The organism is Daejeonella lutea, assembly GCF_900168015.1.
Lineage (GTDB): Bacteria > Bacteroidota > Bacteroidia > Sphingobacteriales > Sphingobacteriaceae > Daejeonella > Daejeonella lutea.
Map to the genome: position 1 here is coordinate 1 of NZ_FUYR01000009.1, position 24295 is coordinate 24295.

General features: G+C 44.1%; 21 protein-coding genes, 2 tRNA genes and 3 rRNA genes. 7 read left to right on the forward strand and 19 right to left on the reverse strand.

All coding sequences use genetic code 11. The annotated features are described in order from the left end of the window. Positions 1-52: 52 nt before the first annotated feature. The 6 genes from rrf to B5X60_RS17965 all read right to left on the reverse strand — a co-directional run bounded on the left by rrf (position 53) and on the right by B5X60_RS17965 (position 6161). Positions 53-164 (reverse strand): 5S ribosomal RNA (rrf, locus tag B5X60_RS17940). 203 nt (positions 165-367) lie between these two features. Next, positions 368-3250 (reverse strand): 23S ribosomal RNA (locus B5X60_RS17945). Positions 3251-3462: 212 nt separating this feature from the next. After that, positions 3463-3536, reverse strand: a tRNA-Ala gene (locus B5X60_RS17950). Positions 3537-3626: 90 nt separating this feature from the next. Next, positions 3627-3701, reverse strand: a tRNA-Ile gene (locus tag B5X60_RS17955). 173 nt (positions 3702-3874) lie between these two features. Next, positions 3875-5396 (reverse strand): 16S ribosomal RNA (locus tag B5X60_RS17960). Together the 16S, 23S and 5S rRNA genes with 2 tRNA genes alongside form the textbook arrangement of a ribosomal RNA operon. A gap of 627 nt (positions 5397-6023) precedes the next feature. After that, positions 6024-6161: a hypothetical protein gene (locus B5X60_RS17965; protein WP_170878494.1), complete on the reverse strand. Its 138-nt coding sequence runs from the start codon at positions 6159-6161 to the stop codon at positions 6024-6026. 599 nt (positions 6162-6760) lie between these two features. On the opposite strand from B5X60_RS17965, the gene B5X60_RS17970 reads away from it, so the two are divergent. After that, the gene (locus B5X60_RS17970) at positions 6761-8128 is read left to right on the forward strand and encodes a methyltransferase RsmF C-terminal domain-like protein (RefSeq protein WP_079704125.1); all 1368 of its coding nucleotides are present in this window, start codon (positions 6761-6763) and stop codon (positions 8126-8128) included. Positions 8129-8132: 4 nt separating this feature from the next. On the opposite strand, the gene B5X60_RS17975 is transcribed toward B5X60_RS17970, so the two are convergent. From B5X60_RS17975 to B5X60_RS17985, 3 genes are read right to left on the reverse strand one after another with little or no spacing between them, the layout of a single operon-like run. Further along, positions 8133-8492, reverse strand: coding sequence for a CoA-binding protein (locus B5X60_RS17975; protein ID WP_079704126.1), 360 nt, complete (start codon positions 8490-8492; stop codon positions 8133-8135). A 1-nt stretch (position 8493) separates the two neighbouring features. Next, a complete protein-coding gene (locus tag B5X60_RS17980; RefSeq protein ID WP_170878495.1) occupies positions 8494-8952 on the reverse strand; it encodes a DinB family protein in 459 nt (152 codons plus the stop codon). A 4-nt stretch (positions 8953-8956) separates the two neighbouring features. After that, positions 8957-10504, reverse strand: a complete 1548-nt coding sequence (locus B5X60_RS17985) for an NAD(P)/FAD-dependent oxidoreductase (RefSeq protein ID WP_079704128.1) — start codon at positions 10502-10504, stop codon at positions 8957-8959. Positions 10505-10682: 178 nt separating this feature from the next. On the opposite strand from B5X60_RS17985, the gene B5X60_RS17990 reads away from it, so the two are divergent. The 4 genes from B5X60_RS17990 to B5X60_RS18005 all read left to right on the forward strand — a co-directional run bounded on the left by B5X60_RS17990 (position 10683) and on the right by B5X60_RS18005 (position 13211). Further along, complete coding sequence (locus B5X60_RS17990; RefSeq protein ID WP_079704129.1) at positions 10683-11261, forward strand: LemA family protein; 579 nt, start codon at positions 10683-10685, stop codon at positions 11259-11261. 62 nt (positions 11262-11323) lie between these two features. Then, the gene (locus B5X60_RS17995; RefSeq protein ID WP_079704130.1) at positions 11324-11758 is read left to right on the forward strand and encodes a TPM domain-containing protein; all 435 of its coding nucleotides are present in this window, start codon (positions 11324-11326) and stop codon (positions 11756-11758) included. 32 nt (positions 11759-11790) lie between these two features. Beyond that, the gene (locus B5X60_RS18000; protein ID WP_139377529.1) at positions 11791-12591 is read left to right on the forward strand and encodes a TPM domain-containing protein; all 801 of its coding nucleotides are present in this window, start codon (positions 11791-11793) and stop codon (positions 12589-12591) included. Between the two features lie 68 nt (positions 12592-12659). Continuing rightward, a complete protein-coding gene (locus tag B5X60_RS18005) occupies positions 12660-13211 on the forward strand; it encodes an NUDIX hydrolase (protein WP_079704132.1) in 552 nt (183 codons plus the stop codon). A gap of 1 nt (position 13212) precedes the next feature. Here B5X60_RS18005 and B5X60_RS18010 read toward each other — a convergent pair whose 3' ends face one another. The 6 genes from B5X60_RS18010 to B5X60_RS18035 all read right to left on the reverse strand — a co-directional run bounded on the left by B5X60_RS18010 (position 13213) and on the right by B5X60_RS18035 (position 19038). Then, on the reverse strand, positions 13213-13671 hold the full coding sequence (locus B5X60_RS18010) for a nuclear transport factor 2 family protein (RefSeq protein WP_079704133.1): 459 nt from the start codon (positions 13669-13671) through the stop codon (positions 13213-13215). 61 nt (positions 13672-13732) lie between these two features. Next, the gene (gene dnaA, locus B5X60_RS18015) at positions 13733-15160 is read right to left on the reverse strand and encodes a chromosomal replication initiator protein DnaA (protein ID WP_079704134.1); all 1428 of its coding nucleotides are present in this window, start codon (positions 15158-15160) and stop codon (positions 13733-13735) included. A 97-nt stretch (positions 15161-15257) separates the two neighbouring features. Beyond that, the gene (locus B5X60_RS18020; RefSeq protein WP_079704135.1) at positions 15258-16205 is read right to left on the reverse strand and encodes a bifunctional metallophosphatase/5'-nucleotidase; all 948 of its coding nucleotides are present in this window, start codon (positions 16203-16205) and stop codon (positions 15258-15260) included. Beyond that, positions 16183-16950 carry a 5'-nucleotidase C-terminal domain-containing protein gene (locus tag B5X60_RS18025; RefSeq protein ID WP_079704136.1) on the reverse strand — a complete coding sequence of 256 codons (768 nt, stop codon included), beginning with the start codon at positions 16948-16950 and terminating at the stop codon, positions 16183-16185. Before B5X60_RS18025 ends, B5X60_RS18020 begins: the two co-directional genes overlap by 23 nt. 5 nt (positions 16951-16955) lie before the next feature. After that, the gene (locus B5X60_RS18030) at positions 16956-18500 is read right to left on the reverse strand and encodes an acyl-CoA mutase large subunit family protein (RefSeq protein ID WP_079704137.1); all 1545 of its coding nucleotides are present in this window, start codon (positions 18498-18500) and stop codon (positions 16956-16958) included. A 4-nt stretch (positions 18501-18504) separates the two neighbouring features. Further along, positions 18505-19038, reverse strand: coding sequence for a DUF7935 family protein (locus B5X60_RS18035; RefSeq protein WP_079704138.1), 534 nt, complete (start codon positions 19036-19038; stop codon positions 18505-18507). A gap of 95 nt (positions 19039-19133) precedes the next feature. Between B5X60_RS18035 and B5X60_RS18040 the strand changes: the two genes are divergently transcribed. Together B5X60_RS18040 and B5X60_RS18045 are read left to right on the forward strand one after the other, a co-directional pair. Then, positions 19134-19487: a HesB/IscA family protein gene (locus tag B5X60_RS18040; RefSeq protein ID WP_079704143.1), complete on the forward strand. Its 354-nt coding sequence runs from the start codon at positions 19134-19136 to the stop codon at positions 19485-19487. A gap of 65 nt (positions 19488-19552) precedes the next feature. Then, positions 19553-20797, forward strand: a complete 1245-nt coding sequence (locus B5X60_RS18045) for an ABC transporter permease (protein WP_079704139.1) — start codon at positions 19553-19555, stop codon at positions 20795-20797. On the opposite strand, the gene rfbB is transcribed toward B5X60_RS18045, so the two are convergent. The 4 genes from rfbB to B5X60_RS18065 form a co-directional block, all read right to left on the reverse strand. Further along, positions 20798-21850, reverse strand: coding sequence for a dTDP-glucose 4,6-dehydratase (rfbB, locus tag B5X60_RS18050; RefSeq protein ID WP_079704140.1), 1053 nt, complete (start codon positions 21848-21850; stop codon positions 20798-20800). It abuts the gene before it with no gap. 11 nt (positions 21851-21861) lie between these two features. Further along, the gene (galE, locus tag B5X60_RS18055; protein ID WP_079704141.1) at positions 21862-22896 is read right to left on the reverse strand and encodes a UDP-glucose 4-epimerase GalE; all 1035 of its coding nucleotides are present in this window, start codon (positions 22894-22896) and stop codon (positions 21862-21864) included. Beyond that, positions 22893-23876, reverse strand: coding sequence for a UDP-glucuronic acid decarboxylase family protein (locus tag B5X60_RS18060; RefSeq protein ID WP_079704142.1), 984 nt, complete (start codon positions 23874-23876; stop codon positions 22893-22895). The genes galE and B5X60_RS18060 overlap by 4 nt, the downstream gene beginning before the upstream one ends. Before the next feature lie 2 nt (positions 23877-23878). After that, positions 23879-24295, reverse strand: a 417-nt coding sequence (locus B5X60_RS18065) for a UDP binding domain-containing protein (protein ID WP_245803563.1), incomplete at its 5' end; no start/stop codon positions are given.

Sequence of the window (24295 nt, forward strand, 5' to 3'; positions counted from 1 at the left end):
CACGGTCCACAAAAAAAGCCCAGTACAATGAAGTACTGAGCTTTCGTTTAAAATTGGGCACCGACCTACTCTCCCACCTGTTACGGCAGTACCATTGGCTCTGGCGGGCTTAACTTCTCTGTTCGGAATGGGAAGAGGTGGACACCGCCGATATAGGCACCTGAAGGTTTTGGAAGTTGTACGTGATACGTTGTACGTTCTTGCGAGCGTACCCTATCCGTTTTCCAACGTATAACGTAAAACGTATTACGTTTAACTTCACTAATATCTTAACATACAGGAAAAAGTACTTGAGAAAGAAAACAACAATATATTCTTAGCTACTATTGCTAGTAGTCTATCTGCCTTGTGTTCCAGTAAATGGAGCACGAAGAAAGCTTCGGGCAATTAGTATTACTCGGCTATGATGTCACCACCTTTACACCTGTAACCTATCAACGTAGTCATCTTCTACGACCCTCAATGGAAGTCTCATCTTGTGGCTAGTTTCGCACTTAGATGCTTTCAGCGCTTATCTATTCCAAACGTAGCTACTCTGCAGTACAGCTGGCGCCATAACAGATTCACTAGCGGTTTGTCCATCCCGGTCCTCTCGTACTAAGGACAGCCCCACTCAAACTTCCAACGCCCACAACAGATAGGGACCGAACTGTCTCGCGACGTTCTGAACCCAGCTCGCGTGCCACTTTAATCGGCGAACAGCCGAACCCTTGGGACCTTCTCCAGCCCCAGGATGTGACGAGCCGACATCGAGGTGCCAAACCTCCCCGTCGATATGAGCTCTTGGGGGAGATCAGCCTGTTATCCCCAGCGTACCTTTTATCCTTTGAGCGACGGCCCTTCCATGCAGAACCGCCGGATCACTATATCCGTCTTTCGACCCAGATCGACTTGTCTGTCTCACTGTCAAGCAAGCTTATGCTATTGCACTCCCCGTACGGTTACCAAGCGTACTGAGCTTACCTTTGAAAGCCTCCGTTACTCTTTTGGAGGCGACCACCCCAGTCAAACTACCCACCAAACAATGTCTCCCGCTGAGCGGGATTAGACACCGTATACAGAAAGGGTGGTATTTCAAGGTTGTTTCCACGACTCCTGGCGAAGCCGCTTCACTAACTCCCACCTATCCTACACATCCTGTATCCAATATCAATGTTAAGTTGTAGTGAAGGTGCATGGGGTCTTTCCGTCCCGTTGCGGGTAACCGGCGTCTTCACCGATACCACAATTTCACCGAGCTCATGGCTGAGACAGCGCCCAGATCGTTACACCATTCGTGCAGGTCGGAACTTACCCGACAAGGAATTTCGCTACCTTAGGACCGTTATAGTTACGGCCGCCGTTTACTGGGGCTTCGATTCAATGCTTCGCCTTGCGACTAACATCCCCTCTTAACCTTCCAGCACCGGGCAGGTGTCAGGCCTTATACCTCATCTTTCGATTTTGCAAAGCCATGTGTTTTTGTTAAACAGTCGCCTGGGCCTTTTCACTGCGGCTGCCATTGCTGACAGCGCCCCTTCTCCCGAAGTTACAGGGCCATTTTGCCGAGTTCCTTAGCCATGATTCACTCGAGCACCTTAGGATTCTCTCCTCGACTACCTGTGTCGGTTTACGGTACGGGTTTTTATAACCTGAAGTTTAGCGGGTTTTCTTGGAAGTCTGATTACCTGTTCTATCTACGCCCCCGAAGGTTTGCAGTACTATTGGGTTTCAGCAAGACCAGCGGATTTGCCTACCAGTCCTATACCTACGCCTTTTAACGATCTATTCCGTCAGATCGCGACAGTTTCACTACTCCGTCACCGCGTCACAGTTATAAAAAGTATGGGAATATTAACCCATTGTCCATCGGCTTCCCCCTTCGGGTACACCTTAGGCCCCGACTAACCCTGATCCGATTAGCGTTGATCAGGAAACCTTAGTCTTTCGGTGGGCGGGTTTCTCTCCCGCCTTATCGTTACTTATGCCTACATTTGCTTTTCTGATCTCTCCACCACCGCTGACGCGTATAGCTTCACTGATATCAGAATGCTCCCCTACCACGTGTATAAATACACATCCATAGCTTCGGTGATACACTTAATGCCCGTTTATTATCCATGCCCGATCGCTCGACTAGTGAGCTGTTACGCACTCTTTAAATGAATGGCTGCTTCCAAGCCAACATCCTAGCTGTCTGTGCAATCGGACCTCGTTAGTTCAACTTAGCGTATACTTGGGGACCTTAGCTGATGGTCTGGGTTCTTTCCCTCTCGGCGCGTGACCTTAGCACCCCGCGCCTCACTGCCAGTCATATTTCATTAGCATTCGGAGTTCGTCTGGATTTGGTAGGATTTGACTCCCCCGCACCCAATCGGTAGCTCTACCTCTATGAAACTTAATACTGACGCTGTTCCTAAAAACATTTCGGGGAGTACGAGCTATTTCCCAGTTTGATTAGCCTTTCACCCCTACCCACAAGTCATCCGGAAACTTTTCAACGTTTATCGGTTCGGTCCTCCAGTACGTGTTACCGCACCTTCAACCTGCTCATGGGTAGATCACAAGGTTTCGCGTCTACCCCCTCTGACTATACGCCCTATTCAGACTCGCTTTCGCTTCGGCTTCGTGACTTAATCACTTAACCTTGCCAGAGAGGAGTAACTCGTAGGCTCATTATGCAAAAGGCACGCCGTCACAGAACAAGTCTGCTCCGACCGCTTGTAAGCACACGGTTTCAGGTTCTATTTCACTCCGCTATTCGCGGTTCTTTTCACCTTTCCCTCACGGTACTAGTTCACTATCGGTCTCTCAGGAGTATTTAGCCTTAGCGGATGGTGCCGCTAGATTCCCACAAGGCGTCTCCGACCTCGCGGTACTCAGGATCCTACTAGGTTAGTATCACTTACGTGTACGGGATTCTCACCCTCTATGATTGGCTTTCCCAAGCCATTCCACTTCACTTTACTATACCATGTCGTAGTCCTACAACCCCGGTTATGCCGTAACATAGCCGGTTTGGGCTCTTTCCCTTTCGCTCGCCACTACTCAGGAAATCACTATTGTTTTCTCTTCCTCCGCTTACTTAGATGTTTCAGTTCAGCGGGTTTGCGCATTATTGCAACTAGTCTTCAACTAGTTAGGTTTCCCCATTCGGAAATCTTCGGATCAATTCATATTTGCTAATACCCGAAGCTTATCGCAGCTTATCACGTCCTTCATCGCCTCTGAGAGCCTAGGCATCCCCCGTGTGCCCTTTCTTACTTTCTTCTTCTGACTGCCTTTTGCTCAGTCAGAATGCTTTTGTTGAGTGTTATCTTCCGGATCAAAGAACAAAGAGCAAAGAACAAAGACACAAGTGCCAATATTCTTCATTTCCAAGTACCTCAATCGTTTCAACAACATCCCTACTGTTGTCTTCTCTTTCAATTACTTTTTTCCAATATGTCAAAGAACGTTTTGCTTCTGTATTTTGAAGCAACGTGGAGAATAACGGATTCGAACCGTTGACCCCCTGCGTGCAAGGCAGGTGCTCTAGCCAGCTGAGCTAATCCCCCTTAGATAAGTTGTAAGTTCTAAGTTCTGAGTCGTAAGCTTTCCGTCCTGCGACCTATAACTTATAACCTATAACCTAAAACTTCCAGATGTAGTCCCGAGCAGATTTGAACTGCTGACCCCTACATTATCAGTGTAGTGCTCTAACCAAACTGAGCTACGGGACTCTGTAGTAATGACTTTTTTGTGGGTATTGAGTTTGAGTTCTCACTTTCCCTCTCCCTGGTCAATTCCCGCTTCTCAAAATGGAGCACTTCTAATGGCTCATCTTTTGGGTTGTCTTTTGTTTTTTAATAAAGAAAATCAAAGAAGTATAACAAGCGCAGTTAAAGCGCTCTAGAAAGGAGGTATTCCAGCCGCACCTTCCGGTACGGCTACCTTGTTACGACTTAGCCCCAGTTATCGGTTTTACCCTAGGACGCTCCTTGCGGTTACGTACTTCAGGTACCCCCAACTTCCATGGCTTGACGGGCGGTGTGTACAAGGCCCGGGAACGTATTCACCGCATCATTGCTGATATGCGATTACTAGCGAATCCAACTTCAAGAGGTCGAGTTGCAGACCTCTATCCGAACTGTGAATGGCTTTTTGAGATTGGCATCCTGTTACCAGGTAGCGGCCCTCTGTACCATCCATTGTAGCACGTGTGTAGCCCCGGACGTAAGGGCCATGATGACTTGACGTCGTCCCCTCCTTCCTCTCTGTTTGCACAGGCAGTCTGTTTAGAGTCCCCACCATAACATGCTGGCAACTAAACATAGGGGTTGCGCTCGTTGCGGGACTTAACCCAACACCTCACGGCACGAGCTGACGACAGCCATGCAGCACCTAGTTTCCTGTCCTTGCGGACGCATCCATCTCTGGATACTTCAGTAACTTTCAAGCCCGGGTAAGGTTCCTCGCGTATCATCGAATTAAACCACATGCTCCTCCGCTTGTGCGGGCCCCCGTCAATTCCTTTGAGTTTCACCCTTGCGGGCGTACTCCCCAGGTGGAATACTTAACGCTTTCGCTTTGACGCTAACTGTATATCGCTAACATCGAGTATTCATCGTTTAGGGCGTGGACTACCAGGGTATCTAATCCTGTTTGATCCCCACGCTTTCGTGCCTCAGCGTCATTAACACCTTAGTAAGCTGCCTTCGCAATTGGTGTTCTGTGACATATCTATGCATTTCACCGCTACTTGTCACATTCCGCCTACCTCAAGTGTAATCAAGCCCATCAGTATCAAGGGCACTGCGATGGTTGAGCCACCGTCTTTCACCCCTGACTTAATAGGCCGCCTACGCACCCTTTAAACCCAATAAATCCGGATAACGCTTGGATCCTCCGTATTACCGCGGCTGCTGGCACGGAGTTAGCCGATCCTTATTCTTACAGTACATTCAACTCTTTACACGTAAAGAGGTTTATTCCCGTATAAAAGCAGTTTACAACCCGTAGGGCCGTCTTCCTGCACGCGGCATGGCTGGTTCAGAGTTGCCTCCATTGACCAATATTCCTTACTGCTGCCTCCCGTAGGAGTCTGGTCCGTGTCTCAGTACCAGTGTGGGGGGTCATCCTCTCAGATCCCCTAGACATCGTAGCCTTGGTAAGCCGTTACCTTACCAACTAGCTAATGTCACGCATGCCCATCTTAATCCTATAAATATTTGATCATTTGCTGATGCCAGCTTGTGATTTTATGCGGTGTTAATCTCTCTTTCGAGAGGCTATCCCCCTGATTAAGGTAGGTTGCATACGCGTTACGCACCCGTGCGCCACTTTCATGAAGAGCAAGCTCCTCAATCTCGTTCGACTTGCATGTATTAGGCCTGCCGCTAGCGTTCATCCTGAGCCAGGATCAAACTCTCCATTGTAAAATGCTTAGTTTGTCCTAGCCCTATTATATCTCAAATAGAACTAGTTATTATTGTATTCTATTCTCGCTTTAACTTCAAGACCATAAGGTCTCTACTCGTTATACTTCTATTGACATTTCTTTAAAGAACGGTGCGCATTTCCCTTCGCGGTGCATGCTTATATTTATCTGGTATTGCTACCTTTTAAACTTTCATCTTGGTTCGCTTCGAGCATCGCGCTCTCCGCTTTTGTTTTGTTCCCGTTTTGTTTGGGACTGCAAAGGTAGGATTCTTTCTGACCTCTGCAAAATTTATTTTAAAGTTTTTTTGTTCTCTCTGGAAATCAGCTCCTTCTCACTATCTCTCTCCGCTGACCCATTCCAGGTTGGCATTTTCTCAAACGATCAGCTGACAACCTTTCGTATCCCCAATACCCACTAAAACTCTAAAACTCTTCAAAAAACAACCCGCTTCTCTCTGTTGCGGGATGCAAAGGTAACAACATTCAACCTTCCCTGCAAGGGGGAAGTGCTTTTAATTCCATCAATAAACATAAGTCGCTGGGAACAAGCCGGAAAAAATAATACAGCTATCCAGGCATTCGATCATGCGCTGCTCAGTCACTTTAAACTGGAAGATATCTAACTAAGGGCTGGATGGGTCTACACGGGGGAATCCTTCGTTCAACACCTCAGTTGATGGAAGATCGCCGAACATGGTCCCTATCAGACCCCTTCCAGACGTAAGGCTGCCCTGCCCAAGCCTTCCCTGGAAAACTAACATATATAAGGACTTTATTAAGTCTGCATTAAGTCGGCTGCATTTGCCGTTCATTTGCCGTTCATTTGCCGTTTAAACGCACTCATAAGAATGGCTTACTTGGGGCCAAAAAGATCTAGTGACAATGCTTGTGGCGCCAATCGGTCTGAAGTAAATAATCTTATTTTGTATCTAGGAAGTGCATTGTCGATATCACTGACCAGCAACCAGGGCGGCTGAGGTCGTTGCCTGAAGCCCAAAAGCACAGTGTCAACTAGAATAAACGGGGGCGGCAGCGGTAGCTTTTGCGCTCAAGGAATACGATTCGAGATTTCCACAGCATTCGCAAAACTACCGCAGAGCACCCGGCTGAAGCAGCCGAAGGACCACAGGGCCCTGCTTTCCAAAAAATTAATTGCTTCCTAATCCTAAACTCCTATAACAATAGGCCATTCGAATTAAGTTTGTTGTAAGGGAACATGCAGCTTCTGTTCTTATAAACATAAAGACCATCAAGAAAAAGTCCAGGCACGGGTCTGTCGTGGCAGCACTTATAAACCAATAACAACTCATTTTAAATACCTTTGTAGCACTTACCGAACCAATGAAACGTATATCTAATTATGAGCAATAAACTCCCGTCCGCATTTATAAGATCATTGATTCAAAACTATAACATCGAAGGGGAAGAGTTTATAAAATCCCACGAAAGTGGCGAACAGCTGACTTCAATCAGACTGAACAACTTCAAACCATCTTCTGCATTTCAGGAACAAAAGGAAATACCATGGTGTCCTGCTGGACGCTATCTCAACGAGCGCCCGTCGTTCACTGCAGATCCTTTATTCCACGCGGGCTGTTATTATGTGCAAGAGGCTTCCTCAATGTTCCTCGAACACGTGCTAAAACACACCACAGATCTAAATGCATCAAATAAGGTGCTGGATCTTTGTGCAGCACCCGGCGGTAAAAGCACACTTATCAGTTCCTTAATTAATGAAGATAGTTTTCTCTTATCCAATGAGATAATAAAAACCCGTGTCCCGGTACTCACAGATAATCTAACCAAATGGGGTCCGGTCAACACTTTTGTGAGCAATAATGATCCAAGAGATTTTAAGCGCCTGGGTGCCTACTTTGATATTGTTGTTGTTGATGCTCCATGCTCCGGATCTGGAATGTTCAGAAAGGATCCTGATGCTATAAATGAGTGGTCTGAGAGTGCGGTACTGTTATGCAGCCAGCGTCAACAACGGATTCTTGCAGATATCTACCCGGCATTGCTCCAATCGGGGACTTTAATATATTCTACCTGCAGCTATTCGAAACAGGAAAACGAAGACATATCAGACTGGCTGTGCGACTCGTTCGGGCTATCGTCGATACAAATTCCTATCGAAATGGAATGGGGAATTGAAGAGACCTTGTCGGCTAAGCACAAATGCTATGGCTACCGGTTCTATCCGCATAAAGTAAAAGGTGAAGGATTCTTTATTGCGGCATTCAGAAAGACCGGCCCATCTCCCGAAGCACAGATAAAACGGGCAAAAGAAACCAGAATAAATCAACACAGTGAATCAATTATACGGAATTGGCTGAAACCGGAGCTAGATCTGAGAATCCTGGGCCTGCAAGACGATTTCTTTGCCATAAATAAGGAACACGAGGCTGACCTTCAATATCTGCAGTCGAACTTATATCTCAAAAAATCTGGAGTTAGATTGGGCAAGGTTATGGGCAAAGATCTTGTACCAAACCACGAGCTTGCTTTAAGTCTTATATTAAATGGAAGTGTACAACGGATTGAAGTAACCCGTGAGCAGGCCATATCGTACCTGAAGCGCGATGAGCTAAAACTTGAAACGAACGTAATGGGTTGGGCGCTTTTTTGCTACCAGGGCCACCCACTCGGTTGGGCAAAAATGCTTGGAAACCGAATGAATAACTATTTCCCGAAGGAAATTAGGATAATGAATCAAAGCATAACCTAGAACCTTAATACTGTCTGGTAGATAACATTACGAGGGTACATGCATGAAGCGTCTCTATCCCGTTTTCTTCTGCCAGGTCCTCTAGCTCTTCATTCTCCGTACCGGGATTAAAGATGATACGCTTCGGTTTTGTTTTTATGATGTAGTCGTAGTATTCGGGTTGGTTTTGAGGGCCCACATATAAGGTTACTGTATCAATATCATTATAGACTTCACCAGCCTTTTCAATTTCTACACCCGCAGCCTCGCCCTGCTTGATCCCGATGTTAACAATCGGATGCCCGTGAGCAACAAGCCGGCTTGCGGCCAGATTAGCATATCTGGATGGATTATCTGTCGCTCCGAGTATAAGTGTCTTCTTCATGCTATTTGTTCAATAATGCAATCTGGGCAGAATGGTATATATGATGCTGAATTATCCCCTCAACTAATTCCTGGTGAGTTCCTTTCTCAGCTATTTCAGGATATCGGTCATCATTCACCTCCTTTATAAACATATCTTCATCCATTTTAACAATGCTTTCTTTCAAATGTTCGTTGGCAGAAGCAAACAACTCAACAAGCTCGGCCCACGATCTACTTCCCGGATCTGGCCAGTCGCCACGTGCAGGATTCGAAGCAAACTTCCCTTTGAGCCGTTCCGTAGCCTCCTCTGTCCAGGCGGTCATATGCATTAGGATATCCGCTATACTATGTGGACCGCGGCTCTTGTCATGTACATTTGCAGGATCAACACGTTCCAGTAAACTGTACACAGCCATTCCATACCAAGGCTGGCCCGACAAAGTTTCGTGAAGTGCTTTTTCTAATTTACTTGATATCATTAGTTCAGTTATTAGATCTGAAAACAGCATCCGCACAGTTCATGCCATCAATGGCTGCAGATACAATGCCTCCTGCATACCCCGCCCCTTCACCGCAGGGAAACAGCCCGGAAATCTCAGTGTGCTGTAGGGTGTCTTTATCGCGTGGAATGCGAACTGGTGATGATGTTCTCGATTCAACACCTACCAGAATAGCCTCATTGGTATAATATCCTTTCATTTTCTTTCCAAAAGCCGGCAGTGCTTTCTGAAGACGCTTATGAATAAAAGGCGGCAAGACTGAACCCAGGTCTGCGCTCTTCACACCCGGGATGTATGAATTGACTGGCAGATCAGTAGACAGTCTGTTGTTTACAAAATCTATCATCCGCTGAGCGGGAGCCACCAGGTTTCCGCCTCCAGCATCGTAAGCCGATTTTTCGACTGCAGCCTGGAACTCCAGGAGTCTGAATGGGTCGCCCGGGTCACCCGGAACATCATCGAGATTAATTTGCACAACTGTTCCAGAGTTTGCGAATGGGTTATTCCTCTTGGACGGAGACCAGCCATTGACCACAATTTCATTCTGTTCCGTAGAACAAGGTGCAATGATACCACCGGGGCACATACAAAATGAAAATACACCCCGTTCGTCTACCTGGTCGACCAGGCTATAATTTGATGGAGGTAGATATTCGCCACGGACATCACAATGATACTGTGCCTTATCAATAATTACCTGGGGATGTTCAATTCTTACACCTAATGCAAAAGGCTTTGCTTCTACCCTGATATTGTGCTTTCTCAGAAGATAGTAAATATCACGCGCCGAATGGCCGGTTGCCAAAATGACCGATTCAGCCGAAAATGCTTTATCTCCACAAATAACGCCCGCTATTTTGCTGTTGGTAACAATCAAATCAGTAACACGGCAATCAAAATTCACTTCGCCCCCAGCGTTGAGTATGCTTTCGCGGATAGATGTGATAATACCCGGAAGTTTGTTTGTTCCGATATGTGGGCGCGCATCTATAAGAATGTCTTCACTCGCGCCGTGAGCTACCAAGGCCTTTAGAACATACTGAATGTCACCACGCTTATTAGAACGAGTGTATAGTTTACCGTCCGAATAAGTGCCTGCCCCCCCTTCACCATGGCAGTAATTAGAATCAGGATTAATGACACCCTCCCGGTTTATCAGGGCAAGGTCGCGCCGGCGCTGTTTCACATCCTTGCCGCGCTCCACAATTACAGGTTTAAGGCCAAGCTCGATACATCTCACAGCGGCAAACAATCCGGCAGGCCCGGCTCCTACAATCAAAACCGGCTTTTTGTCGCTGACATTTTGGTACCTAGTAGTAAAAACTTCAGGTGATGGACTTTCATCAATGTAAGCATTCACTTTCAAACGATAGACCACTGTCTTACCGCGGGCGTCGATTGATCTTTTAATAAGTTTTACGTGAAGAATACGCGCTGCGGGCAGGTTTAGTGCTTTTACAGCAGCTTCTCTGATTGCGCTTTGATCATTTGCATTTTCCGGTAAAAGGACCAGTTCAATCTCTTTTATCATAAATATTTGCCGGGTATTATCCCGGAGGTGTAACAAAGGTATGAAAATTGATTCCTATGCTGTAGATTTAAAAATTAAACTCACAAACATGAAACCATCGTGATTTAACCATTCATATCACAAAATGAAAACAAGATCATGATAGTTTCATAACCATTAAAAACAAAATAATTAAAACATGAAAAAATTAATATTCACAGTCATTGGATTCTTCGCAGTGCTTTCCCTTAGCTCATGCGGATACAACAGTATGGTGCAACTAGACGAGCAGGTGACCGCTCAATGGGGCCAGGTTGAAAACGTATACCAACGTCGTGCAGACCTAATTCCAAATTTAGTAGCATCCGTAAAGGGAGCTGCAAACTTTGAGCAGAAGACCCTCACTGATGTAACTGAGGCCCGTGCTAAAGCAAGTTCGATTCAAGTTGACCCAACCAACTTAACGCCGGAGTCAATCGCTCAGTTCCAGGCTGCTCAAGGACAGTTAGGCCAGTCTTTAGGACGGTTATTAGCTACTGTTGAAGCTTATCCAGAATTAAAAGCTAACCAGAATTTCCTGGAACTTCAGTCTCAGCTTGAGGGAACCGAAAACCGTATTACCGTTGAGCGTCAAAAATTCAATGAAGTGACGCAGACATACAACTCAAAAATCCGCACTTTCCCGAACAACCTGACAGCAGGTATGTTTGGCTTCAAGCAAAAAGGATATTTCAAAGCGGATGCAGGCGCAAGCAATGCTCCAAAAGTTGAATTTTAAGCGATAATAAACATTATTACACAGATCGTCCCGGTCCGCCCGGGACGATTCATATTTACGCCATGGGAATTTTCAGTGAACAAGAGCAACAGCGCGTCAGCGCGGCAGTGGAAGCTGCAGAACGGTTTACATCCGGCGAAATCCGTGTTTGTATCGAGAAGACCTGCAGTGAGCCTGTGTTAGATAGAGCTGCAAATTATTTTAAGAAGCTCGACATGCACAAAACTGCTAAAAGGAATGGTGTATTGATCTACGTAGCAACCGACGATCATCAATTTGCAATAATTGGTGATGAGGGAATAAACAAACTTGTTCCTCACGATTTCTGGAACAGTACAAAAGATGCAATGCTTAGCAGGTTTAAAGATCACGACCTTGTAGGCGGTATAGTTACCGGCGTGAAACTGGCTGGCGAGCAGCTACAGACATTCTTCCCGTATCATGACAGTGACATCAATGAGCTGCCAAATGATATCTCCTTTATGGACGGCAAATAATGGGTTCTTACCTAATTCAACGCAAGTTCGAAATGAAATTAAAATATATCCTTTATACTCTTCTCCTTCTCCTGGTCAATACGCTTGCCTTTGCCCAAACATTTCCGGCAAAGCCAAACCGCTTAGTAAATGATTATACGCAAACCCTTAGTTCAGATCAGGTAAATCGGCTTGAACAAAAACTGGTGTCTTTCAATGATTCGACATCTACTCAGATTGCTGTAGTTATAATCAAGTCACTGGAAGGATATGATGTGGCTGATTACACCCAACGGCTTGCCGAAAGCTGGGGTGTTGGGGGCGAAAAGAATAATAACGGTGTTGTTTTGTTAGTTTCATTGGGAGATCGAAAGGTAACCATTCAAACGGGCTATGGTGTAGAGGGTGCGTTGCCTGATGCCATTGCACGACGAATTATTGAAAACGAAATCACCCCAAACTTTAAATCTGGTGACTATTTCGCCGGGATCAACCAGGGAACTGATGCTATCATTTCTTATACGAAAGGGGAGTATAAGAACGATACGCCCAAAGCACGGAAAAAGTCCCGAAGCTCATTTGTACCATTTATAGTCATTTTTATTGTTCTTATTCTTGCCGCAATCAAACGTGGCGGAGGTGGAGGAGGCGGTAGCCAGGTAATTGGTGGTCGCGGAAGTGCCAGTCCGTTCTGGTGGTTATTACTTGGTTCCCAATTAGGGCGTGGAAGCGGCGGTGGCGGAGGCTTCGGTGGATTTTCCGGCGGTGGTGGTGGATTCGGTGGAGGCGGCGGTGGTTTCGGCGGATTTGGCGGCGGAAGCTTTGGTGGTGGCGGCGCCAGTGGCTCATGGTAAGTGGACAGTTGAACGTGAAAAGTGGAATGGCGGAAAGAACTCGCTTCTAGAATCTCGCATCTATAAAAATGAATAACCTCGACTGGGAAACGATATCCTCTAAATACCTCGTTCGGGCTCCCTGGGCTACTCTAAGAGTTGACACCTGCAGGATGCCTGACGGAACTGTGATCCCAGACTATTATGTGTTGGAATATCCTGATTGGGTAAATGTAATTGCACTTACGAGCGATAATCAGGTAATCCTCGTTAGACAATACAGGCACGCCGCGGGCGAAGAAGTTCTCGAACTGCCTGGCGGTGTTATAGAAGAGGGTGAAAGTATCGAAGAAGCGGCACGTAGAGAGCTGCTGGAAGAAACGGGTTATGAGTTTGAACAAATTGAATTTCTCTCGGAACTATATGCTAATCCCGCTACAGCGACCAACAAAACACATTGCTTCTTGGCCACAGGCGGGAAGAAAACGTCAGAACAGAGCCTTGACAGGGGAGAGGAAATAATTATAGAGCTTGTGAGTCTAGATGAATTGAAGGACTTGGTTCTTAAAAACAAACTTGGTCAGGCTCTCCATACCAGCGGTGCGTTCTATGCCCTGGTAAAGCTGGGATTGCTCAAATAGCTTAGGGACAATTTTCTTTTCGACGTGTGTCAATAATGTGAAGCAGCTTCCAGGCTCCCTCTTCTTTTACAAGTGTCATTGAATTCACCCCACAATGACTGAATTTATCTCCGATATAGAATTTATAGCTGGTCCAGACATTCGCCAAATCACCATCAACCTGAATCCTGTCGAAAGTAATCCGCTCATCATAAATTTCTTTGTGAGGTGAACCCACAAACTTTAAGAATCCTGCCGGATCACCTGATCTCACTTCTATTTTGCCCTTGTTGTCGACAACCGTTTGCATCACTATACCCTTAGAAAACGTTGAGTTTACCATCGCACTATCGCCCTTTCGCATTCCCTGGAATAAAGTTTCCACCGTCCTCTTTACTTCTTCATTTACCGATCCTGGTTGTTGGGCGAATAAAATTTGACTGGCTAGTAGGAAAAGTGAAAGTACAAATGTTCGTTTCATATCGTAAAATAAAAAATCCCGCCAGTTTAACAGCGGGATCGTATTAATACAGAAAAGATGATTAGCTCATCTTCAATTTCTTCTGAATATCGGCTACATAACCCTTAAACTTCTTATCGGTATCAATTAGGTCGTCAACGGTCTGACAGGCATAAATAACCGTTGAATGATCGCGGCCACCAAAGAACGCACCAATTGACTTAAGGGAAGTTTTGGTGTGCAGCTTCGCCAAATACATAGAGATCTGACGCGCTTGAACGATTTCACGTTTACGTGTTTTTGACTTTACCATCTCAATTGGCACTTCGAAATACTCGCAAACTAATTTCTGAATATATTCCATCGATATTTCTTTGCTAGAATTCTTGATAAAATTCTTTAACATCGATTTAGCGAGATTCAAATCTATCTCTTTCTTGTTCAGCGTAGATTGTGCAAGCAATGAAACCATCGCCCCTTCAAGTTCACGAACATTATTGTCAATATTGTGAGCTACGTATTCTATTACTTCACCAGGAAGCTCAATACCGTCTGAATACATTTTCTTTTTCAGGATCGCCATTCTTGTTTCCAGGTCCGGAATCTGAAGATCTGCAGAAAGCCCCCATTTGAAACGTGATAACAAGCGTTCCTCCAGCCCAGAAAGGTCCTTTGGTGCCTTGTCTGAAGTAATAATCAACTGCTTCCCCGACTGGTGCAAATGATTGAAGATATGAAAGAAAATATCCTGAGTTTTCTCTTTACCTGCGAAGTTATGTACATCATCCATGATGAGGACGTCCATCGCCTGGTAAAAATTCACAAAGTCATTTATATTATTGTTTTTCAGTGCATCAACAAACTGCTGAGTAAACTTCTCACAGGACACATAAAGCACCAGCTTGTCTGTTAGGGTCCGCTTGATCTCATTTCCTATAGCCTGGGCAAGGTGAGTCTTGCCTAAGCCAACACCACCGTAAATCATTAAAGGGTTGAATGAAGTACCGCCGGGCTTGCCAGCAACAGCATAACCAGCTGATCGTGCAAGCCTGTTGCAATCGCCTTCGATGAAATTCTCAAACGTGTAATTCTGATTAAGCTGCGGATCGACCTGCAGTTTTTTTAATCCTGGAATAACGAAGGGATTTTTGATGTCTTTATTCAAAGAAATCGGCATTGGCATCGACTGGTTTTTCCCCTCTGCGCCATTGCCATTTGAAGGCATATTGGTTGTATATGGAATACTGTTCGAAGACTTTTCCACAACGATGTTATATTCGAGTCTTCCCTCCTCTCCCAACTGCTTTTTTACGGTCTTTCTGAGCAAACCAACATAGTGCTCCTCCAGCCATTCGTAAAAGAACAAACTCGGCACCTGTATGGTCAATACGTTACCATCTAGACGTAAGGCTTTTATCGGCTCAAACCAGGTTTTAAAACTCTGAGCTGGGATATTATCCTTAATGATCTGGAGGCAATTATTCCATACCTGTGTACAAGTTTTTTCCATATAATTTTACTAATAATCTGATTTACAACTGATGCCGTGAGAAATGTTAATAACTCTTAGGAACATCGAATATTCAGAAAAAATTCCGATTAAAAAACTAAATTTTGAAATTAGTTTTAATACTCTGCAAGTCAGATGAATAACTTATTTTTTTGGCATTTTTTCGCTGAAAAATAAAATCAATCCTGCCCAGATTTATACCCGCAAATCCGACCTGATTTACGAGCGTTTCAGTGCCTTTCAGGTTGCGAATTGAGTCAGGTTTGTCCATGAACGTATGGGTGTGTCCGCCGATGATCAGATCGATAAAATTGGTGTTCCTGGCGATCACCAGGTCTGATACTTTCGAACTGTCATATTTGTAGCCCAGATGTGACAGGCAGACGACCAGATCACAATGCTGGTCGAGCTTAAGAAACCTTTCCATCTCCAACGCTTTTGGCAAAGGATCCATGTAAATGGTATTGCCATACTGTTGCTTGTTCACGAGGCCATTCAGTTCAATTCCAAGTCCGAAAACTCCTATTTTCAAGCCGTCTCTTTTAAAGATCTTATACGGCTGAGTTTTGCCATTCAATAAAGTATCAGAAAAATCGTAGTTCGCATTGAGGATGGGGAAATTTGCATGGGGTAATTGTTTATGAAAACCTTCGATTCCATTGTCGAAATCGTGATTCCCCATTATTCCGGCATCATAGCCCATCATGCTCATCATTTTTATTTCAAGTTCACCTCCGTAAAAATTGAAATACGGCGTTCCTTGAAATATATCTCCCGCATCAAGCAAAAGCACATTTTTTTCTTCTTGACGTATTTTTTTAATAAGAGATGCACGTCCTGCAACCCCTCCCATTCCCTGATTCCTTGACCCATCCATAGGGAAAGGATCGATCCGGCTATGAACATCATTGGTATGGAGAAAAATGAGTTTAACCACATCATCACCTGCATAAACGCTTTCAGGTCCAATGCCTAAAGCCAGCAAGGCCGCACCAGCAGCGGTTCCTCTGATGAAATCCCGTCTATTCAACTGTGATTCTGCCATCTTTGATTGGATTAATTATTACACCGGCCTTATTTTGTTTCCTCAGGTAATTTGCAAGTGCATCACGAAGTTTAATGTTGTATTCTTTTCTGTCAGTAGCTTTTAAAAAAATTGCCCCACCATCCCCACCATTTGCCATATAATCAGATGTGAGGACGGTATAGGAGTTGTTGACATCAAATGGCTGTCCGTTTATCTTTATATCCGTAGCCTTTTTGTTGCTTATTTTGAATGTTGCACCGGAGATTGGATCCCCACCACCAGCGGCAATATAATCGAAAAAGCTTTTCAAATCTGTCCCGCTAAATTTCACTGTAGTGATAAGATTTTCGAATGGCATTAGTTCAAACACCTTGAACAAAGGAATATTTCCTTTAGGAAGGGGAATTCTGAGTCCTCCGTAATTTGTATATGCGATGTCAAATGGGATATTTTCAGATTTGCCCGCATCAGCCATAGCGTCAGCCATAAGATTGTTTAAAGGACCCTCTGGCCTGGCCTTACTTATCTCTATCGCTGAAACAGCAACAACCTCCTTCATCATTGAGTCAAGGCGTACTTTATAGGGCAGATAGAAATCAGTGATCGATTTGTCTTTTGGAATTTCTGACGAAATTGGATAAAGTGCCTTATCAGAATTAGATAGTTGCAATCTGGGCGAGCATCCGAATATCAATGAAACCGCACAATATCCAGCGATCAGAAGGATCGAGACTTTGGCTTTAATACTTTTTATTTTTTCCATCCTGCTTAATATTCTCCAAATTCCTTCCGTAAAACGTCGGCAATTTCACCCAAAGTGGCATAGGCTTCTACGGCCGCAAGAATAAATGGCATCGTATTGCTTCCATCCTTTGCCGACAATGCCAGGGCTTGTAGAACGCTTGTAACCTCCTCATTATTTCGTTCTGATTTCAAAGTTTTTAGCTTAGCCTGCTGCAATTCACGAATCGAGTCATCGACACGAAAAACCTCCATATTCAGACTTTCCTTGTCCGTGTATTTATTGACACCAACCAGTGTCCTTTCCCCGCTTTCGATATCTCTTTGATACTGGTAGGCCGAGTTTGCAATTTCATTCTGTATGTAACCTTCTTCTATAGCATTCACAGCGCCACCTTTTGAGTCAATGATTTCAATATATCGCCATGCTTCTTTCACAATCTCATCTGTCAGAGCTTCAATAAAGTAGGACCCTGCCAGGGGATCAACAGTATCGGCCACCCCACTTTCAAATGCAATGATTTGCTGAGTTCTCAAAGCGATCTTTGCGGCAGCCTCAGTTGGAAGGGAGAGGGCCTCGTCATATCCATTCGTATGAAGTGACTGTGTTCCACCCAATACCGCTGCCAACGCTTGGTTGGTTACTCTGATGATATTGTTAAGTGGTTGCTGAGCAGTCAGAGTCGAACCTCCTGTTTGTGTATGAAATCGTAACTTCTGAGCACCCGGATCTGTTGCACCAAGGGATTTAGTTATTTCAGCCCACATCTTTCTCGCTGCGCGAAACTTTGCAATTTCTTCGAAGAAATTATTGTGGCAATTAAAAAAAAACGATAGTCTCTTTGCAAATACATTTATGTCAAGTCCTTTGCTTATTGCTGCCTGCAAATATGCTTTACCATTTGCCAGGGTAAACGCGAGTTCCTGCACAGCAGTAGACCCCGCTTCTCGAATATGATACCCGGAGATCGATATCGTATTCCATTTCGGCACTTCCTGGCTGCAATACTCAAATACATCAGTAATTAAACGCATCGAAGCTTTTGGAGGGTAGATATATGTTCCCCTTGCTGCGTACTCCTTTAATATATCATTTTGAACAGTTCCGGAAATCAGTTTAAGATCAGCACCCTGTTTCTTTGCAAGACTAATATACATTGCCAGAAGAATTGGTGCGGTGGCATTTATCGTCATGGAGCTGGTGACCTTCTGAAGGTCGATTCCCTTAAACAGAAGTTCCATATCTTTTAACGAGTCGATAGCTACACCTACCTTGCCTACCTCCCCTTCAGCCATCACATGATCTGAATCATATCCTATTTGAGTGGGAAGGTCAAATGCCACAGACAAACCTGTAGTTCCCTGTGATAGAAGGTAATGATATCTTTTGTTAGATTCTTCTGCGGTTGAGAAGCCAGCATATTGCCGCATGGTCCATAATCGACCGCGATACATATCTTTTTGAATACCACGGGTAAAAGGGAACTCTCCAGGCTGTTCGAGCGTTTTTGGCTTGCAGTAAACCTCTTTAATTTCAATTCCTGATGTCGTCGTAATTTTCTTTGGCTCCATATTGTTAGAATAATGCCTGAACGTCCTTCTTCACAATATTCAAAGCTATTTCATAGGGATTCTCTGTGTCAAGGCCGGCTAGATGAAGTAAAATTGATTTACTTAGGTCACCTGACGTCGCAGAGTCTGGTAGCGCCTTTACTGCGCTGTTCACAATACTTATTGTATCATCTTTAATTTTTTTAACTACGTTCCAGGTTGTTGAACTTACATATAACTGCTGGGATATGTTATGCTGGTATTCGGCCCTAATGTCTGAAATAATGAGATTCTGCATTTCCTTCGCACTCATCCCGGCAACATGGAGCCTGATAAGCATATTCGATGGATTGATCCTTTCGAGGAAAAGAACAGTTCGTTCGTAAGCCTGCAGCCTCAGTGGCAGCGTTTGCTTTAGACTCTCTTTTTTGAATTCAATCATCCGGAAGTTAAACCTCTGATCAAGATAAGCTTTCACAAAAACCCATCCCACAAAAAATACTATGACTCCCGCAACGGCGATTTCAACTATTTCAAGAAGGTAAGCAATTGAATTCATGAATGATGTATTTGTTAACAGATGGTCAAAAAGCCGGTGGTCAGCACAAAAGTGAGCAATTTCACGTATATTTGTTATATCATTTTAAAAGAAATATGAGTACAGAATTTGCAACCGCTGCAGCTCCAGTTAGTTTAACGGATGGTGCTAAAAAAGAGATAAAAAAGCTCATGCAGCAGCAGGAACTTGGAGAAGATTACGGCCTTCGCTTAGGCGTTGAGGGTGGTGGCTGCGCCGGTATGAATTATATTCTCGGTTTTGATCAGCAGAAAGACGGAGATCAGGAATATTTCATAGATGGCATTAGGGTTTTTATGCATAAAGCCCATGGCCTATATCTGGCGGGAATGCAGGTGGATTTCCAGGATGGACTGAACGCACGTGGTTTTACTTTCAGTAATCCAAATGCAAGCAGCACTTGTGGTTGCGGAACTTCATTCTCAGTCTAAAAAATATATTGTAACAATTGGTAAAGTCCTGCCGTCAAACCGGCAGGACTTTTTATATTTATACGATGGCAGCAAAGATGAATTATTCTGAAAATGTTAAAGTGGCGATGCAATCCGTAAAAGGAAACAAGCTGCGGACATTTTTAACTGCAATAATAATTGCCATTGGAATAACAGCATTAGTTGGTATCCTCACATCCATTGAAGCAATAGAAGGTTCGTTGACGAACACTTTTTCTAGTATGGGAGCCAACTCATTTACCATCAGAAACAGGGGTATTGGTATCCGCATTGGTGGTGGAGGTCAAAGACCGAAACGATATAAAGCGATAGATTATCGCCAGGCAACTGAATTTAAAAACAGTTTCACTTTTCCTGCCATGATTTCTGTCAATGTTTTTGCCTCTTTTGGCGGGACAGTAAAATATGGCAATGAGAAAACCAATCCCAATATATCGATACTTGGAGCTGATGAAAATTACCTTTTATCTGCGGGATACAAACTGGCTGGCGGAAGAAATTTCTCGCAATCAGAACTTCAGTACGGTACGAGCGTGGTTCTTATCGGTGATGAAATCAAAACCCGATTATTCCCTAATACAGATCCTGTCAACAAAGTTATTCACCTGGGAAATAATAAATTCCGCATTATTGGCGTATTAAAAGCAAAGGGATCAAGTGTAGGTTTTGGTGGCGATAAAGTCTGTGTAATACCACTGTTGCGAGCGAAACAGGTTATGTCAATCACTAATCCTTCCTATACAATCTCCGTCACAGGTGAGGATCCAGCGCAGATGGAAGCTGCAATAGGCGAAGCTACTGCGCTCTTCAGAAACGTTAGGAATTTAAAGGTAAGTGACGAGAATAATTTCGAGATAACAAAAAGTGATGCGATAGCACAGACTTTCATCGACAATTTAAGATATGTACGCTGGGGTGGAATTGTTATTGGAACGATTACTTTAATTGGTGCCGCAATCGCATTGATGAACATTATGATTGTATCAGTCACCGAGCGTACGCGCGAAATTGGTATACGCAAAGCTATCGGTGCCACTCCATTGGTTATCAGGCGTCAGTTTCTAATTGAAGCAATTGTTATTTGTCTGATGGGTGGAATTACGGGCGTGTTTTTAGGTATTTTGATTGGCAACCTCCTTTCGATGATCATGGGCGGGGCATTTATTATGCCATGGGCCTGGACCATCCTCGGTTTAACGCTGTGTATTGGGGTTGGTCTTATATCCGGCCTTTATCCCGCCATCAAAGCATCGAAGCTTGATCCGGTTGAATCCTTACGCTACGAGTAATTACCTGCTTTTATACTGACTTGTATAATAAGATTGGTATTCTCCAGAGGTTACATTCTGAAGCCATTCCTCATTCTCAAGATACCAATCTACAGTCTTCGCCAGCCCCTCTTCAAACTGAAGGCTTGGTGTCCAGTCCAGATCATGCTGTAGCTTGGATGAGTCGATAGCATATCGCTGATCATGACCTGCCCGATCAGTAACAAATGTTATCAATCTTTCAGATGTTCCCAATTCACGCCCCAGTTTTTCATCCATTATTTTGCACAATAATTTGATCAGGTCAATATTCTTCCACTCATTGTGACCGCCAACATTGTAGGTGCTTCCGGGGATCGCATTGTGAAATATGACATCAATTGCGCGGGCATGGTCTTCCACCCACAGCCAGTCACGAATATTTTCTCCTTTTCCATAAACTGGGATGGACCAGAAGTTCTTTATATTGTGTATAGATAGTGGTATTAGTTTTTCCGGAAAGTGAAAAGAACCATAATTATTGGAGCAGTTGGATATAACCGTATCAATTCCATACGTATCATGATATGCTCTCACAAAATGATCAGAACTTGCTTTTGATGCCGAGTATGGACTATGCGGATCATAAGCTGTGTTTTCAGTAAACAGACCATCATCACCAAGACTACCATATACTTCATCGGTTGAAACATGGTAAAAGCGATGGTTTTTATAATCCTCTTTCCAGGTAATTCGGGCAGCGTTTAGAAGATTTACCGTCCCCACCACATTTGTCAGAACAAAATCAGTGGGGTTACTAATAGAGCGGTCGACATGAGATTCAGCGGCCAGATGAATGACAGCATCTATTTTTTCCTCGGCAAAAAGCTTGTTTATAAACTCCGCATCAACTATATCACCTTTTATAAAGCGGTAATTAGATCGTGTTTCAACATCCTTGAGATTTAACAAATTCCCGGCATAGGTAAGTTTATCAAGATTGATAATCTCATAATCCGGGTAGGTGTTAACAAAACGCCGGACAACATGTGAACCGATGAATCCTGCACCGCCTGTAATTAACACTTTCTTCATTTCAATATTTGTTAAAATGGATGTTGTTTAATATAGTTTTCCCAGGCCCATGCGGAGCTCATCATCTCTGGAAGACCAAGTTCGGCCTTCCAACCCAGCTCTTTTTCAGCCTTGTTGACATCGCCGTATATCTTTTCAATATCGCCGCTCCTTCGTGCACCAATAGTATAGTTTAACTTAACTCCTGTTGTTGATTCAAATGCTTTAATAATCTCAAGAACAGTGTTGCCATTCCCGGTCCCTACATTGTAAACGTCGTAAGTTTTTCCCTGAGCAGTGTTTTCCATATTCTTCAGAGCCGCAATGTGAGCCTTCGCCAGGTCAACTACATGAATATAATCACGGATACAGGAGCCATCCGGCGTGTTATAATCATTTCCGAATACGGTGATAGCACCCCGCTTGCCAATCGCAGACTGCGTGATAAAAGGAACAAGATTCTGAGGAACGCCAATCGGAAGTTCCCCAATAAGCGCTGAAGCATGTGCACCCACCGGGTTAAAATATCTTAATGCTGTCACCCGTAAATTATGAGTTGCCTTTGCAGTATCTCTTAAAATATCTTCCGCGATTTGCTTTGTATTTCCGTAAGGAGACTCAGCAGGCTTAACTGGTGAGCTTTCAGTAACCGGTAATTGGTCGGGCTCTCCGTAAACTGTACAACTAGATGAGAACACGAAATTTACCTTTTGTTCTGAAAAAGAATCTAGCAAATTAACAAGGGGATATATATTGTTACGGTAATATTTCAGCGGCTGTTCAACCGATTCACCAACCGCTTTGAACGCTGCGAAATGTATTATCCCCTCAATATCCGGGTGAATTTTCCTCAGATTGTCAATTCGTTGTTTGTCGCTTAAGTCGAAGTTGAAGAACTCAGGATTAACACCCGTTATCCCTTCTATCTGCTTAAGGACTTGCAAACTTGAGTTACTGAGATTATCAACGATCACTGGCTGGTAGCCGGAATTTATTAGCTCAACTACCGTGTGTGAGCCAATATAACCTGTACCGCCGGTGACCAGAATTTTCGTTCCGGCTATCATTTATTATTGTAATAAGTAAAGTCTTTGTGATTTATTTCTTTTTCAGGCAAGGACTTGAAGTATTCATAAGTTATCTTCAAACCTTCAGCCCTTCCTACTTTGGGCTCCCAATTTAGGATCTTCCGAGCTTTGGTTATATCCGGTCGTCTTTGCTTAGGGTCATCCGTTGGAAGTTCCTTAAAGACCATCTTCTGCTTGGTTCCTGTAAGTTTTATTATCTCTTCCCCAAACTCGCGAATAGTGATCTCATCGGGATTGCCAATATTCATCGGCTGGCTGTAATCAGAGAAAAGGAGGCGATAAATACCCTCGACGAGGTCGTCAACATAGCAAAATGAACGAGTTTGAGATCCGTCGCCGAACACTGTTAAATCTTCACCCCTGAGTGCCTGCCCAATAAACGCTGGCAATACGCGGCCATCGTTGAGTCTCATGCGTGGACCGTAGGTATTAAATATTCTGACAATCCTGGTTTCCAGACCATGAAAAGTATGGTATGCCATGGTCATTGCCTCCTGAAAACGCTTTGCCTCGTCATAAACTCCCCGGGGTCCTACGGGGTTTACATTCCCCCAATATTCTTCTGGTTGGGGATTGACAGTAGGATCGCCATATACCTCAGAAGTAGAAGCAATTAAGAGTCTGGACTTTTTAGATCTTGCTAAACCCAATAGATTATGAATACCCAAAGAGCCTACTTTAAGCGTCTGTATAGGGATCTTCAAATAATCGATAGGACTGGCTGGAGAAGCGAAATGAAGGATATAATCCACATTTCCCGAAACATACACGAATTTAGACACATCATGATGATGAAATTCAAAGTTCTCAAGAGGAAACAAATGTTCAATATTCCGAAGATCACCTGTGATGAGATTGTCCATGGCAATAACATCAAAATCTTCTTTAATAAAACGATCACATAAATGGGATCCCAAGAAGCCGGCGGCGCCAGTGATCAATATGCGTTTTCTTGCCATAATTAACTTATTACCTTTCTGCCGATGCTATTATAATAGTATCCGCAGTCGATCATCTTCTGCAGATTATACAAGTTCCGCCCGTCGAATATAACCTTGCTCTTCATGAAATCGCTCATCTTGTCAAAATCAGGTGTGCGGAATACCGACCATTCGGTAACGATCATCAGTGCATCCGCATCTTTCAAAATATCATACTGATTGTCTCCAAATTCAACCGTGTCTCCCTTGAGCTTTTTTACATGGTCCATAGCCTCCGGATCAAAAACACTCACTTCAGCGCCGTCGTTCAGCAATTCATCAATAATGTACAATGATGGTGCCTCGCGAATGTCGTCTGTCTCCGGTTTAAATGCCAGACCCCAGACCGCTATCTTTTTACCTTTAAGTTTGCCACCATAATATTTTCTCATCTTCTC